Genomic DNA, 14,428 nt, shown 5'->3' with positions numbered 1-14,428 from the left:
CCCTTTGGGGAGAGAGCCGTGGTGAGGGGACTGGCTTTCCTCCCAAATTCAACAACCTGTGATCTCCGTCGGCGCATTCGCTTGACGACAAATTGAGCGCATGTTAACAGAATGTTTTGCCTTTATTTGGCCCGTCAGATAAGGAACATTCATGTTACGGTACAGTCTCTTAACCGCCGGGCTGATGCTCGGCGCCTCTGCGTTTGCCGCCCCGGCAGGCGATCTCCCTTTGATGCCCTGGCCTGCCAAGGTCGAACGCCCGACGACCCAGGGCGCGCTGGTGCTCAGCAACAACGTATCCATTAGCGTCAGCGGGGACGATCTCGGTGACGCCGTCAGCCGCCTGCGCCAGCGCATCGCCCTGCAAACCGGCTGGACGCTGCAGCCGCAGGCTGAAAAGCCAGACAAACCGACCATCCGCATCGCGATTGCCAAAAAGGTGAAGCCGCAGCCGCTGCCGGACAGCGATGAAAGCTACAGGCTGACGGTGGACGCCAGCGGCGTCGATATCTCCGCCAACACCCGCTTCGGCGCGCTGCGCGCCATGGAAACGCTGCTCCAGCTGATGCAGAACGGCGCGGAAAACACCTCGCTGCCGTGGGTCACCATTGAAGATTCGCCGCGCTTCCCGTGGCGCGGGCTGCTGCTCGACTCGGCGCGCCACTTTATTCCGCTGCCGGATATCAAGCGCCAGATCGACGGCATGGCCGCGGCGAAGCTCAACGTCCTGCACTGGCACCTGACCGACGATCAGGGCTGGCGCTTCAGCTCGAAGCGCTACCCTAAGCTGACGCAGCTTGCCAGCGACGGGCTGTACTACACGCCTGAACAGATGCGCGAGGTGGTGCGTTACGCCGCCGAGCGCGGCATTCGCGTGGTGCCGGAGATCGACATGCCGGGCCACGCCTCGGCGATTGCCGTGGCCTACCCGGAGCTGATGAGCGCGCCGGGGCCGTACGCCATGGAACGCCACTGGGGCGTGCTGAAGCCGGTGCTGGATCCGACAAAAGACGCAACTTACGCTTTTGCCGACGCAATGGTTAGCGAACTGGCGACGATCTTCCCCGATCCGTATCTGCATATCGGCGGTGACGAGGTCGACGACAGCCAGTGGAAAGCGAACGCCGCGATCCAGAATTTCATGCGCGACAACAGGCTGGCGGACAGCCACGCGCTGCAGGCGTACTTCAACCGTAAACTGGAGACGATCCTTGAGAAGCACCACCGGCAGATGGTCGGCTGGGACGAGATCTATCATCCCGACCTGCCGAAAAGCATTCTGATCCAGTCCTGGCAGGGCCAGGACGCGCTGGGGCAGGTGGCGCAGAACGGCTACAAGGGCATTCTCTCCACCGGTTTCTATCTCGACCAGCCCCAGTCCACCGCCTATCACTACCGCAACGAAATTGTCCCGCAGGGCCTGAACGGCGTGGACGTGATTGCAGACACCGACAGCGTCCAGAGCTGGGCCTTTTCCATGCCGCGCCTGAAGGGCAAGCCGGTGGAGGGGAGCTTCACGCTGGTGAAAGGGGACGCAGGCTGGCGCGGATTTATTGATTTTGCCGGGAAATCCCGCCGCGCGGTGCAGGATATTGAATGGCGCGATGACAGCCAGGTGACCTTCACCGTCGATACGTGGATGGGCGAGACGCGCCCGGTGGTCTCCGTTGATAACGACAAGCTTACCGGCTATTTCCTGGTGGGGAATACGCGTTACCCAATCAGCGGCACGCGTCTGGACGCGGTGCCGAAAGGCATTCCGCCCGTCGTGCCGGACGCGGCGAACCAGGCCAACCTGCTCGGCGGGGAAGCCGCGCTGTGGGCGGAAAACGTGGTGGCGCCGGTGCTGGATATCCGCCTGTGGCCGCGCACCTTCGCGGTGGCGGAGAGGCTGTGGTCCGCGCAGGACGTCAACGACGTCGACAACATGTACACCCGCCTGCAGGCGATGGACAGCTGGTCGACGGTGTCGGTCGGGCTGCAGCAGCATACCCAGCAGCAGGTGCAGTTCACGCGCCTTGCCGGTAATGCCGACACGCTGCCGCTGCAGATCCTCGCTCAGGCGGTAGAGCCCGCGCAGTATTACACCCGCCAGCACCTGAAGTTCCAGGCGGGAAACTATCATCAGTTCGAACCGCTCAACCGCTTCGCCGATGCGCTGAACGCCGAAAGCGCCACCGTGCGCCAGATGAACAAATGGGCGGACCGCCTGGTGAGCGATGCGGAAGACGCGGAAAGCGCCGACGCGCTGCGCCACGTCTTTAACCGCTGGCAGAGCAATACCAGCGACGCGCTGGCGTTAAGCGAAAACAGCTATCAGCTGAAGGCGATGAAGCCGGTGATCCAGGAGGTGGATAAGCTGGCCTCCATTGGCCTGAGGCTGACGGATCTGGTGGCGCGCCAGGGCACGCTGGATGATAAAGAGATAGCCTCGATTCAGAGCGAGCTGGATAACGCGGCGAAGGTTCAGGACGAGGTGGTGATTGCGGCGGTCTATCCGCTGGAGACGCTGCTCAGGGCGACGAGGAATCAGTAGCAAGCAACAAAAAAGGCAGCCCGGGCTGCCTTTTTTATCGCCAAAACGAATTAGCGACGTACCGCAATCGCTTCGATTTCAATTTTCACGTCTTTTGGCAGACGGGCCACTTCCACGCAGGAGCGCGCCGGGAAGGTGGCGTTGTGCTCGGTGAAGAACGCTTCGTAAGTGGCGTTAACGGTCGCGAAATCGTTCAGATCCTTCACGAAAACGGTGGTTTTCACGATATCGCCCACTTTCAGACCGGCAGATTCAACGATAGCCTGCACGTTTTCCAGCGACTGACGCGCCTGTGCCGCGACGTCTTCCGGCACCGCGCCGGTTTTTGGGTTCACCGGGATCTGCCCGGAAGTGATGATCATGCTACCCAGATCAACGCCCTGAACGTAAGGGCCGATAGCCGCGGGTGCATTTTCCGTCGCGAGTACTTTGCTCATGTTTTCTCCAGAATGACAGCGTTAAGAATGTTCCCGGCCATTATAACAGCCGGGATTTCATTACCAACCTCAATTAGTTGGCCAGCACCACATAATGAGAAAACTCTTTTTCGCAGTATTTGCATTTGAGCGCGATGTCATCGGCGCGTTTTTTCACTGCAAAGCTGGAAGAAACCGGCTCAGCGTGACTGATGCAGTTGCTGTTCGGGCAGACCAGCACGCTTTCGATACGATCCGGCAGGCTCGGGCGGGATTTGCCGACCACTTCATACTCGTCGATGCGGTTGACGGTGGCGTCCGGCGCGTACAGCGACAGCTGGTTGACCTGCTCGTCGGTCAGGAACGTGTTCTCGATTTTAATCAGGTCCTTGCGACCCATCTCGCCCGACGGCAGGTTCAGGCCGATGGTGATGCGCTGGTCCGTTTCGGTCAGTTTGAACAGCGTCAGCAGCTTAAAGCCCACCTGCGCAGGGATGTGGTCAATCACGGTGCCACGCTTGATGGCTTCAACCTGGAGTTTGTTATCGTGCGTCATGGTCGTCTCCCCTTACAGAGCTAATTCGCGATTCAGAACCAGTGCCAGTAACGCCTGGCGGGCGAAGATGCCGTTTCCGGCCTGCTGGAAGTACCAGGCGTGCGGCGTTTTGTCCACGTCTGTGGTGATCTCATCGATGCGCGGCAGCGGGTGCAGCACCTTCATGTTGTCGCGTGCGCCCTCGAGGTCGCTGGCGCGCAGCACGAACTGTGCCTTCACGTTGGCGTATTCGGACGGATCCAGACGCTCTTTCTGCACGCGGGTCATGTAGAGAATATCCACGTGGCTCATCACCTCTTCGATGCTGGCGTGCAGGCTCCACTGAATGCCTTTCTCATCCAGCATGTCGAGAATGTACTGCGGCATCGCCAGCGCGTCCGGCGCGATGAAGAAGAAGCGGTTGCCGTTAAATTTCGCCAGCGCCTGGGTCAGGGAGTGGACGGTGCGGCCATACTTCAGGTCGCCGACCATGGCGATATTCAGGTTCTCGAGCTTGCCCTGCGTTTCCTGAATGGTGAACAGATCCAGCAGGGTCTGCGTCGGGTGCTGGTTGGCACCGTCACCGGCATTCAGCACCGGAATGCCGCCGGAAAACTCGGTCGCCAGGCGCGCCGCGCCCTCCTGCGGGTGACGCATCACAATCGCGTCGACGTAGGTGCTAATCACTGAAATAGTATCCGCCAGGGTTTCGCCTTTTTTACCCAGCGACGTGTTGCTGCTGTCCGAGAAGCCCACCACGCTCGCGCCCAGGCGGTGCATGGAGGTTTCAAAGGAGAGGCGGGTGCGGGTCGAGGCTTCGAAGAAGCAGCTCGCAATCACCTTGTGCTTCAGCAGCTCTGGTTGCGGATTGGCCTTCAGTTTTGCCGCGGTTTCCAGAACCAGTTCCAGCTCTTCGCGGCTGAGGTCGTTTATGGAAATGATGTGTTTTTGATAAAGCGGATTCATGTTTATCTCCTGACGCCGGGCAAAAAAAAGCCCCTCAAATGAGGGGCTCTGGGAATAGGTTTAGCAACGGGAAGAAAAACGGCAGGCCAGCGTCTGATTTCAGACGCGGTAAGACGTTATGTCGTACACGCTTGACCATGCTTCCTCCCGGCAAATTGTCGGGCATTATACGCAGCTCGCTTTTCGGATCAAGCGATTTAATGCACGCTTTACTCAATGCAAACGGTTCTTTATGAATATTAATGCGTTCTGAGTAAATAATTAATTTGCTTATGCACCAGTGCGGTGCGCTTCACGACCCGGGGAGCGACCCAGACGATACTGCTGCCGGCCACCACGCCTAAAATTTCCGGTAGCTGGTGATAATCCAGAATACGCGCCACCGCGCGGCCATATCCGGCGACGGTATGAACAAGGATAAACTCGCTATTGTGCTCGACGCTGACCACCATTTCGGACACGGTACGCGCGGCGTCGGGGGCAGGGCGCAGCTGGGGATTCAGCGAATAAATCTTAAGCCCTTTGGCATTTCGAATTTTTATGACGCCGAGCAATTTAAGCAGACGTGAAACGGTGGACTGGCTGATGGTCTCAAAACCACGCTCCTGCAAATCCCGGCGGATCTCCTCCTGAGAAAGATAGCTCTTTTCTGCGATCAGGCGCTGGCAGACCGTCAGCTGTAGTTGCTCTTTGGGAGAGTACTCTTCGTAATCCATCATAGTTCCCATATCAGTTCCTGAAATAACCGGTGGCACCGCACCGATCCGTAGGCCGGATAAGCGCAGCGCCATCCGGCAAATCACAACAAGGCACCCAGACTTAACGCCACCATAATCACCACCGTTAAAATGCCCAGCAGCGGCGCTACCCATTTCAGATAACGCACGTAGGGCACGCGGGCGATAGCCAGCCCGCCCATCACGACGGCAGAAGTGGGCGTGACGAGGTTAACGATGCCGGAGGCCGACTGGTAAGCCGTCACCACCAGGTCGCGGTTGACGTTAGCGAAATCGGCAAGCGGCGCCATGATCGGCATCGTCAGAACGGCCAGGCCGGATGAAGAAGGCACAAGAAACGACAGCACGACCTCCAGCCAGTACATCACGTTGATAAACGCTACCGTGGACAACCCGCTGACCAGCCCTTCCGCGCTGTGCAAAATGGTGTGGGTAATCATGCCCTTATCCATGATGACTACGATACCGCGCGCGATGCCGATAATCAGCGCGACGCCCAGCAAATCTCGCGCGCCGTTGATAAACGTCGACGTCAGCTCCTCTTCGCTCATGCGGGCAATCAGGCCGACGATAATCGCGCTGGCGAGAAACACCGCCGAGATCTCTGCCATCCACCAGCCCAGCACCGCCACGCCGTAGATCATCACCGCGAAGGCGAGGGCGAAAATCACCAGGATGATTTTGCGCACCAGGGTGAATTCCAGCGACTGTTCGCCCTTGTCGCCGAGGAAATGGGCGCGGTTCTCTTCCTGCTTATCCGCAACGATCGACAGCGACGGATCCTGGCGCACCTTACGGGCGTAGCGCATCACCCACGCCACGCAGATGATCCAGCCGATGACCAGCAGCGCCACGCGCAGGGCGATACCGTTAGTGAAGGGGATCCCGGCGGCGTTGGCGGCGATCACCGTGGCAAACGGGTTAATGGTAGAGCCAAGCGTGCCGATCCCCGCCCCGAGCAGCACGGTAGAGGCGGCGACAACCGGATCGAACCGGGCGGCCAGCATCACCGGGACCAGCAGGGTGTAGAACGGCAGCGACTCTTCGGCCATGCCGTAAATCGTGCCGCCTGCGGCGAATAGCGCCATCAGGATCGGGATCATCCACTCCTCGCGCCCGCGTAGTCGCGTTGTGACGCGTTCGATCCCGGCATCAATCGCCCCGGTTTTGGTGACGATCCCGAGAAAACCGCCGATGATCAGGATAAACAGCGCGACGTCGATCGCCCCGGCCTGGCCGGAGACCGGATCGTACAGCCCGGCGATGGGCGCCATCAGGACGGAAACCAGCCCCTGCGGATGTGCCGCCACGTGCGCGTACGTTCCGGCAATCGGGACTTCTTTACCGAGGGTTTCGTTCATCGCCATCTGGTACTGACCGGCGGGGATGACCCAGCTCAGCGCCGCCACAACGGCAATCAGGAAAAAGAGAATGGTGTAAGCGGAGGGAAACTTAAACTTGCCCATGATGTTCTCCTTAAACCCGGCGCACCCCTTGGCGCGCCGGGCGGTGATTAGTCGCCGAGTGTCGCCACCATGACCGCTTTAATGGTGTGCATGCGGTTCTCTGCTTCGTCGAAGACGATGGAGTTCGGTGATTCGAAGACCTCTTCCGTCACCTCCAGCCCCTTCAGGCCGTATGCCATCTCGATCTCGCGGCCCACTTTGGTGTGTTCGTTATGGAACGCCGGCAGGCAGTGCATAAACTTGACGTTCGGGTTGCCTGTGGCCTTCATCACGTCCGCGTTGATTTGATACGGCTTCATCAGGCTGACGCGCTCGGCCCAGGCTTCCTTCGGCTCGCCCATGGAGACCCACACGTCGGTGTAGAGGAAATCGGTCCCCCGCACGCCTTCTTCCACGTCGTCGGTGAGGGTGATGCGCGCGCCCGTCTCTTTGGCGATGGCGCGGCACTGCTCAACCAGCCCGGCTTCCGGCCAGAAGGATTTCGGCGCGACGAGGCGGATATCCATCCCCATCTTGGCCGCGCCGACCATCAGCGAGTTGCCCATGTTGTTGCGCGCGTCGCCGAGATAGGCAAAGCTCAGCTCCGGCAGGGTTTTGCCCGGCGCGTGCTCCAGCATGGTCATCAGGTCGGCGAGGATCTGCGTTGGGTGAAACTCGTCGGTCAGGCCGTTCCACACCGGCACGCCCGCGTACTCGCCCAGCTCCTCAACGATGGCCTGGCCGTAGCCGCGGTATTCGATACCGTCATACATGCGCCCCAGCACGCGGGCGGTGTCTTTCATCGACTCTTTATGGCCGATCTGCGATCCGCTTGGGCCGAGGTAGGTCACCTGCGCGCCCTGGTCGAACGCACCCACTTCGAAGGCGCAGCGGGTGCGGGTGGAGGTTTTTTCAAAGATCAGGGCGATGTTTTTCCCGACCAGGGTTTGCTTTTCACGTCCGGCTTTTTTGGCGGCCTTCAGCTCGATGGCGAGGTCGATCAGGTACTGGATCTCCGCCGGGGTGTAGTCCAGCAGTTTCAGGAAGTTACGGTTTTTCAGATTGATGGTCATGGGTAAATCCTTTTTAAAATTTGCTGTTTGATGCCCTCACTCCGGCCCTCTTCCACGGGGAGAGGGTGTAATCGTCCCCTCTCCCTTAGGGAGAGGGTTAGGGTGAGGGGAAAACGACTCAGTTACGAATCAACGTGCCTTTCTCGCCCGCGAGGATCTCCGCGCCATCGGCCAGCGCGCCGATCCCGGCAATGCCGTTGCAGGCCTCAACAAACTCGCGGCAGGCGGCCACTTTCGGCCCCATCGATCCGGCGTCGAACTGCATGCCTCTGAGCAGCTCCGGCGTCACCTGCGCCAGCGGGCGCTGGGTCGGCTTGCCCCAGTCGAGGTACACCGCGTCGGCATCGGTCAGGATCAGCAGGGCGTCGGCCTCGATCTGGCGCGCCAGCAGGGCGGCGGAGAGGTCTTTGTCGATCACCGCCTCAATGCCGCGATAGCCGTTGGCGTTCTCCACTACCGGCACGCCGCCGCCGCCGTTGCAGATCACCAGGTGATCGCGCTGGATCAGCGCCGTGATGGCGTCGCTCTCGACGATGCGTTTCGGCTGCGGTGACGGCACCACGCGGCGGAAGTAGCTGCCGTCGGCCTTAAACACCCAGCCTTTCTCCGCGGCCAGCGCTTTCGCCTGCGCTTCGCTGTACACCGGGCCGATGTATTTGGTCGGGTTGCTGAAGGCAGGGTCGGCAGCGTCCACTTCCACCTGCGTGAGCAGGACGCTCACCTCGCGCTGCGGCAGGCTGTTTTTCAGCGCCTGCTGGAGCATGTAGCCGATCATTCCCTGGCTTTCGGCGCCGAGAACGTCCAGCGGGTAGGGCGTCACTTTGTCGTAGGCGCTGTTCTGCAGCGCCAGCAGCCCGACCTGCGGTCCATTGCCGTGCACCAGCACTACGCGCCACTGTTCCATCAGCCCGGCGATGGTGCGGGCGGCCTGCTCGATGTTCTGGCGCTGGATATCCGCTTCCAGCGGCTCGCCGCGCTTGAGCAGCGCGTTGCCGCCCAGCGCAACAACCAGAGTGGGTTTTCGTTCCATGATGGCTCCTTTAAATTCCGTCGCGTTCCAGCGGGCAGCTCATGCAGCGCGCGCCGCCGCGGCCGCGTCCGAGCTCGTCGCCAGGGATGGGCAGCACGGTGATGCCCGCTTTGTCGTACTTCTCGTTGGTCCAGACGTTGCGCTCGTAGCCGATCACCACGCCCGGGCGGATAGTCAGCACGTTGTTGGCATCGTTCCACTGCTCGCGTTCGGCTTCAAAGGCGTCGCCGCCGGTGGTGATCAGGCGCACCTGGCTAATGCCGAGCGCTTTCTCGATGGCGTGCAGCAGGTCGGTTTCCTGAGTGCGCAGCAGGCCGCCGCGTCCGTCCGGGGTGAGTGTCCAGCACTGGGCGTCCTTGCGCACCACTTCCGGGTAGACGGAGAAGGTATCCACGTCTATGTGGGTCATGACGGTGTCGAGGTGCATGCAGGAGCGGTGTTTGGGCAGCTCAACGGCGATCACGCGCTCGGCCTGACGGTGTTTGAACAGGCTGTTGGCGAGGAACTCCACGCCCTGCGGCGTCGTGCGCTCGGACATGCCAATCAGTACCGCGCCGCGGCCAATGACTAATACATCGCCGCCTTCTAACGTGGCGTGGTCATAATTAATATTCTCGTCGCCGAAATACTTAATAAAATCGCCGTCGGCAAACGCCGGATGCCAGCGATATATTGCCCGCAGGTTATTGGTTTCGCGCTGACGGGCCGGTTTCGCCATTGGGTTAATAGAGACGCCGTTATAAATCCAGCATGAGGTATCGCGGGTAAATAAATGGTTCGGCAGCGGCTTCATAATAAAATCATTCGCCGTGTGGGTATCCACCACCATATTTTTAATGGCCGCCGGAATTTCGCCGTAGGTTAATCCGCCGCTCAGCCTGCGCGCCAGTTCCCGGTGCGGCATATCTGCCAGCCAGCCGCGCACGTCGCCGGCAAAGGTTGGGCCGAGGCGATAGTCGGAGATTTGGGTATCCAGCAGCCAGGCTTTCGCTTCTGCAATATCAAGGGATTGCGTCAGAAGGTCGGTCAACAGCAGGACTTCCACACCCTGCTCGCGCAGCGTGTTGGCGAAGATGTCATGCTCCTCACCCGCCCGCTCAACCGAGAGCACGTCATCGAAAAGCAGCTCCTGACAGTTTGATGGCGTTAAACGTTTCAGACTTAAATTTGGGCGGTGCAGCATAACGCTACGCAATTGACCAATTTCAGAACCGACGTAATGCTTTTCCATAATTATTCCTTTAACTGTTTTTCAGAATAAAAAGGGCATGCGCCATGTCATGTATTTAATTGCATGGCGGCTAAGCTCAATTGATTTCGTGATTCATACTAGGCGGTTAAATAATCCTTATTGTGATGTTGCTCACGCGAAAATGGATATTAAGCGGTTTGTTTTCATTTGCATGATTCGCATCAGATAATGATTAATTGATTATTCTGGCGAGGTGAATAGCTAAGCACTATCCGTTGTCATTATTTTCAGTTGTTAGTGTTTTGTAGAATTTAATGCTTTGAAATATTTTGTTAAGATATTGATTTTAATTGTTTTTATAGTTTTTGTGGAATGACTATGCATTATTGCTAATTAACTATTTTTGGCTTAAGGAAAATCAATAAATATTTATTGAATTTAATAGCAAATTATCAAAGTGATAAAATGTGAAGCGGTAGCGAGTTTTGTTGTTAAGGCCTGGCGATCAATGAGTTAGCGCAAGGGCGTGATAACGAAGAGCTGAAGATATGCATAATGACTGCATAAATGCCTGCGAGGGCTTAACAGCAAATTAACACCATTCCCGATAAACATGCGTTCGCGCAAAACCCGTCTAAAAAGCGCTGGTATGGCAGCCTTAACTCTCGTATAAGAGATAAAAATGAAACGTTGTTTTACATAGAGGGATTTCACATGATTATCGGCAACATCCACCATCTGCACTCCTGGTTGCCTGACGATCTGCGTCAGGCCATCGAGCACGTTAAAGCCCACGTCACCGACGCCACGCCGCTCGGCAAGCACGACATCAACGGCAGCAGCCTCTTTTATCTGGTCTCGGAAGACATGACCCAGCCGTTCGCCGAGCGCCGCGCCGAGTACCACGCGCGCTATCTGGACATCCAGATAATCATGAAGGGCCAGGAGGGGATGACCTTCAGCACCCTGCCGCACGGCACGCCCGACACCGACTGGCTGGCGGACAAAGACATCGCGTTCCTGCCGGAAGGCGAGCAGGAGAAAACCGTGGTGCTTAGCGAAGGGGATTTTGTGGTGTTCTGGCCGGGTGAGGTGCACAAGCCGCTGTGCGCGGTGGGCGCGCCTGCGAAGGTCAGGAAAGTGGTTGTTAAAATGCTGGTTGAGTAACCCTGACCCCTCACCCTAACCCTCTCCCACGGGGAGAGGGAACTTTTACACCCTCTCCCCGTGGGAGAGGGCACCAGACCGCACCCACGCAATATGTGATCCAGCTTAAATTTCCCACACTCCCTCTTCCCTTCCCATTTACCTGCGCTTTTTTTGCGTCATAGTATGATCGTTAAAATAATGAACGCTGTTCTATAATGTAGAACAAAATGATTCAGCAAGGAGATCTCATGCCGAAGTCCGCGTTGTTCACGGGAATCATTCCCCCTGTCTCCACCATCTTTACCGCCGACGGCCAGCTCGATAAGACGGGCACTGCCGCGCTGATCGACGATCTCATCAAAGCAGGCGTTGACGGCCTGTTCTTCCTGGGCAGCGGCGGCGAGTTCTCCCAGCTCGGCGCCGAAGAGCGTAAAGCAATTGCCCGCTTTGCTATCGATCACGTCCATCGTCGCGTGCCGGTCCTGATCGGCACCGGCGGCACCAACGCCCGGGAAACCATTGAACTGAGCCAGCACGCGCAGCAGGCGGGCGCGGACGGCATCGTGGTGATCAACCCCTACTACTGGAAAGTGTCGGAAGCGAACCTGATCCGCTATTTCGAGCAGGTGGCCGACAGCGTCACGCTGCCGGTGATGCTCTATAACTTCCCGGCGCTGACCGGGCAGGATCTGACCCCGGCGCTGGTTAAAACCCTTGCCGACTCGCGCAACAATATTATCGGCATCAAAGACACCATCGACTCCGTGGCCCACCTGCGCAGCATGATCCATACCGTCAAAGGCTCCCATCCGCACTTCACGGTGCTCTGCGGCTACGACGATCATCTGTTTAATACCCTGCTGCTCGGCGGCGACGGGGCGATTTCGGCGAGCGGCAACTTTGCCCCGCAGGTGTCGGTTAATCTTCTGAAAGCCTGGCGCGACGGGGACGTGGCGAAAGCGGCTGAGTATCATCAGACCCTGCTGCAAATCCCGCAGATGTATCAGCTGGATACGCCGTTTGTGAACGTGATTAAAGAGGCGATCGTGCTCTGCGGTCGCCCTGTCTCCACGCACGTGCTGCCGCCCGCCTCCCCGCTGGACGAGCCGCGTAAGGCGCAGCTGAAAACCCTGCTGCAACAGCTCAAGCTCTGCTGAGCCGGACGATAACGATGACCATTGAGAAAATTTTCACCCCACAGGACGACGCGTTTTATGCGGTGATCACCCACGCGGCGGGGCCGCAGGGCGCGCTGCCGCTGACCCCGCAGATGCTGATGGAATCTCCCAGCGGCAACCTGTTCGGCATGACGCAGAACGCCGGGATGGGCTGGGACGCCAACAGGCTGACCGGGAAAGAGGTGCTGATCATCGGCACCCAGGGCGGGATCCGCGCCGGGGACGGACGTCCGGTCGCGCTGGGCTACCACACCGGGCACTGGGAGATCGGCATGCAGATGCAGGCGGCGGCGAAGGAGATCACCCGCAGCGGCGGGATCCCGTTTGCGGCCTTCGTCAGCGATCCGTGCGACGGACGCTCGCAGGGCACGCACGGCATGTTCGATTCCCTGCCGTACCGCAACGACGCGGCGATCGTATTTCGCCGCCTGATCCGCTCCCTGCCGACGCGGCGATCGTATTTCGCCGCCTGATCCGCTCCCTGCCGACGCGGCGGGCGGTGATTGGCGTGGCAACCTGCGATAAAGGGCTGCCCGCCACCATGATTGCGCTGGCCTCGATGCACAATCTGCCGACCATTCTGGTGCCGGGCGGGGCGACGCTGCCGCCGACCGTCGGGGAAGATGCGGGCAAGGTGCAGACCATCGGCGCGCGCTTCGCCAATCACGAACTCTCCCTGCAGGAGGCCGCCGAGCTGGGCTGTCGCGCCTGCGCCTCGCCGGGCGGCGGGTGTCAGTTCCTCGGCACGGCGGGCACCTCGCAGGTGGTCGCGGAGGCGCTGGGCCTGGCGCTGCCGCATTCCGCGCTGGCGCCGTCCGGGCAGGCGGTGTGGCTGGAGATCGCCCGCCAGTCGGCGCGCGCGGTCAGCGAGCTGGATAACCGCGGCATCACCACGCGCGATATCCTCACCGACAAAGCCATCGAAAACGCGATGGTGATCCACGCGGCGTTCGGCGGCTCCACCAACTTACTGCTGCACATTCCGGCCATCGCCCACGCGGCGGGCTGCACGATCCCGGACGTTGAGCACTGGACGCGCGTCAACCGTAAAGTGCCGCGCCTGGTGAGCGTGCTGCCCAACGGCCCGGACTATCACCCGACCGTTCGCGCCTTCCTCGCGGGCGGCGTGCCGGAGGTAATGCTCCACCTGCGCGATCTCGGCCTGCTGCACCTGGACGCCATGACCGTGACCGGCCAGACGGTGGGCGAGAACCTTGACTGGTGGCAGGCGTCCGAGCGCCGGGCGCGCTTCCGCCAGTGCCTGCGCGAGCAGGACGGCGTGGATCCGGATGACGTGATCCTGCCGCCGAAGAAGGCAAAAGCGAAGGGACTGACCTCGACGGTCTGCTTCCCGACGGGCAACATCGCGCCGGAAGGGTCGGTGATCAAGGCCACGGCGATCGACCCGTCGGTGGTGGGCGAAGATGGCGTGTACCGCCACACCGGCCGGGTGCGGGTGTTTGTTTCGGAAGCGCAGGCAATCAAGGCCATCAAGCGGGAAGAGATTGCGCAGGGCGATATCATGGTGGTCATCGGCGGCGGACCGTCCGGCACCGGCATGGAAGAGACCTACCAGCTCACCTCCGCGCTGAAGCATATCTCGTGGGGCAAGACAGTGTCGTTAATCACCGATGCGCGCTTCTCGGGCGTGTCGACGGGCGCCTGCTTCGGCCACGTGTCGCCGGAGGCGCTGGCGGGCGGGCCGATTGGCAAGCTGCGCGATAACGACATCATCGAGATCGCCGTCGACCGCCTGACGTTAACGGGCTGCGTGAACTTTATCGGCACCGCGGACAACCCGCTGACGCCGGAGGAGGGCGCGCGCGAGCTGGCGCGGCGGCAGACGCACCCGGACCTGCACGCCCACGACTTTTTGCCGGACGATACCCGGCTGTGGGCTGCATTGCAGTCGGTGAGCGGCGGCACCTGGAAAGGCTGTATTTATGACACCGATAAAATCATTGAGGTAATTAACGCCGGTAAAAAAGCGCTCGGCATTTAATTATTTTCAGAGATAAAACCGTCTGCGGGAAATATTCCGCGGACGGCTTTTCTGTTTCTGTTATTTAATAATATAAACAATAGGTTGAGATATATCGTTGGCGTCACAAAAGCAAAATAACGTAATTCAGAAATAAGATATGACCATTGCTGGTTAATTGAACAGCTCA

Annotated in this window: 12 protein-coding genes and 2 pseudogenes; 5 read left to right on the top strand and 9 right to left on the bottom strand. The window is 59.4% G+C overall.

The features are described from left to right. The first annotated feature begins 151 nt into the window (after window positions 1–151). Window positions 152–2,536: a beta-N-acetylhexosaminidase gene (locus tag AC1VYI_RS21955; protein WP_226483407.1), complete on the top strand. Its 2,385-nt coding sequence runs from the start codon at window positions 152–154 to the stop codon at window positions 2,534–2,536. A 50-nt stretch (window positions 2,537–2,586) separates the two neighbouring features. On the opposite strand, the gene ridA is transcribed toward AC1VYI_RS21955, so the two are convergent. The 4 genes from ridA to AC1VYI_RS21935 form a co-directional block, all read right to left on the bottom strand. Continuing rightward, window positions 2,587–2,973 (bottom strand): 2-iminobutanoate/2-iminopropanoate deaminase, encoded by a 387-nt coding sequence (ridA, locus tag AC1VYI_RS21950; RefSeq protein WP_008501391.1) that lies wholly within the window; start codon window positions 2,971–2,973, stop codon window positions 2,587–2,589. A gap of 73 nt (window positions 2,974–3,046) precedes the next feature. Then, on the bottom strand, window positions 3,047–3,508 hold the full coding sequence (gene pyrI, locus AC1VYI_RS21945) for an aspartate carbamoyltransferase regulatory subunit (RefSeq protein WP_023310197.1): 462 nt from the start codon (window positions 3,506–3,508) through the stop codon (window positions 3,047–3,049). 12 nt (window positions 3,509–3,520) lie between these two features. After that, a complete protein-coding gene (gene pyrB / locus AC1VYI_RS21940) occupies window positions 3,521–4,453 on the bottom strand; it encodes an aspartate carbamoyltransferase (RefSeq protein ID WP_023310198.1) in 933 nt (310 codons plus the stop codon). A 34-nt stretch (window positions 4,454–4,487) separates the two neighbouring features. After that, on the bottom strand, window positions 4,488–4,592 hold the full coding sequence (locus AC1VYI_RS21935) for a pyrBI operon leader peptide (RefSeq protein WP_022646880.1): 105 nt from the start codon (window positions 4,590–4,592) through the stop codon (window positions 4,488–4,490). On the opposite strand from AC1VYI_RS21935, the pseudogene AC1VYI_RS21930 reads away from it, so the two are divergent. Continuing rightward, window positions 4,572–4,689: pseudogene (locus AC1VYI_RS21930) on the top strand (hypothetical protein). The gene AC1VYI_RS21935 and the pseudogene AC1VYI_RS21930 overlap by 21 nt on opposite strands. 3 nt (window positions 4,690–4,692) lie before the next feature. On the opposite strand, the gene AC1VYI_RS21925 reads toward AC1VYI_RS21930, so the two are convergent. The 5 genes from AC1VYI_RS21925 to arcA form a co-directional block, all read right to left on the bottom strand. Continuing rightward, window positions 4,693–5,172, bottom strand: a complete 480-nt coding sequence (locus tag AC1VYI_RS21925) for an arginine repressor (RefSeq protein ID WP_029739272.1) — start codon at window positions 5,170–5,172, stop codon at window positions 4,693–4,695. 80 nt (window positions 5,173–5,252) lie between these two features. After that, the gene (locus AC1VYI_RS21920; protein WP_059445129.1) at window positions 5,253–6,656 is read right to left on the bottom strand and encodes a YfcC family protein; all 1,404 of its coding nucleotides are present in this window, start codon (window positions 6,654–6,656) and stop codon (window positions 5,253–5,255) included. A 47-nt stretch (window positions 6,657–6,703) separates the two neighbouring features. Further along, window positions 6,704–7,708 (bottom strand): ornithine carbamoyltransferase, encoded by a 1,005-nt coding sequence (gene argF, locus AC1VYI_RS21915; RefSeq protein WP_023310201.1) that lies wholly within the window; start codon window positions 7,706–7,708, stop codon window positions 6,704–6,706. Between the two features lie 118 nt (window positions 7,709–7,826). Further along, the gene (arcC, locus tag AC1VYI_RS21910) at window positions 7,827–8,738 is read right to left on the bottom strand and encodes a carbamate kinase (protein ID WP_134866853.1); all 912 of its coding nucleotides are present in this window, start codon (window positions 8,736–8,738) and stop codon (window positions 7,827–7,829) included. A 10-nt stretch (window positions 8,739–8,748) separates the two neighbouring features. Next, entirely contained in the window at window positions 8,749–9,969 is a 1,221-nt protein-coding gene (arcA, locus tag AC1VYI_RS21905) for an arginine deiminase (protein ID WP_023310203.1), read from the bottom strand. A 675-nt stretch (window positions 9,970–10,644) separates the two neighbouring features. Here arcA and AC1VYI_RS21900 point away from each other — a divergent pair. From AC1VYI_RS21900 to yagF, 3 genes and pseudogenes are all read left to right on the top strand, one after another. Continuing rightward, window positions 10,645–11,097, top strand: coding sequence for a YhcH/YjgK/YiaL family protein (locus AC1VYI_RS21900; RefSeq protein WP_023310204.1), 453 nt, complete (start codon window positions 10,645–10,647; stop codon window positions 11,095–11,097). 230 nt (window positions 11,098–11,327) lie between these two features. Further along, entirely contained in the window at window positions 11,328–12,236 is a 909-nt protein-coding gene (yagE, locus tag AC1VYI_RS21895) for a 2-keto-3-deoxygluconate aldolase (protein ID WP_134866852.1), read from the top strand. A 14-nt stretch (window positions 12,237–12,250) separates the two neighbouring features. Beyond that, window positions 12,251–14,259, top strand: a pseudogene (gene yagF, locus AC1VYI_RS21890) (xylonate dehydratase YagF). Window positions 14,260–14,428 lie beyond the last annotated feature (169 nt).

Source organism: Enterobacter sp. QK-SA4 (genome assembly GCF_056856775.1).
This window is presented reverse-complemented; position numbering and strand designations above follow the sequence as displayed.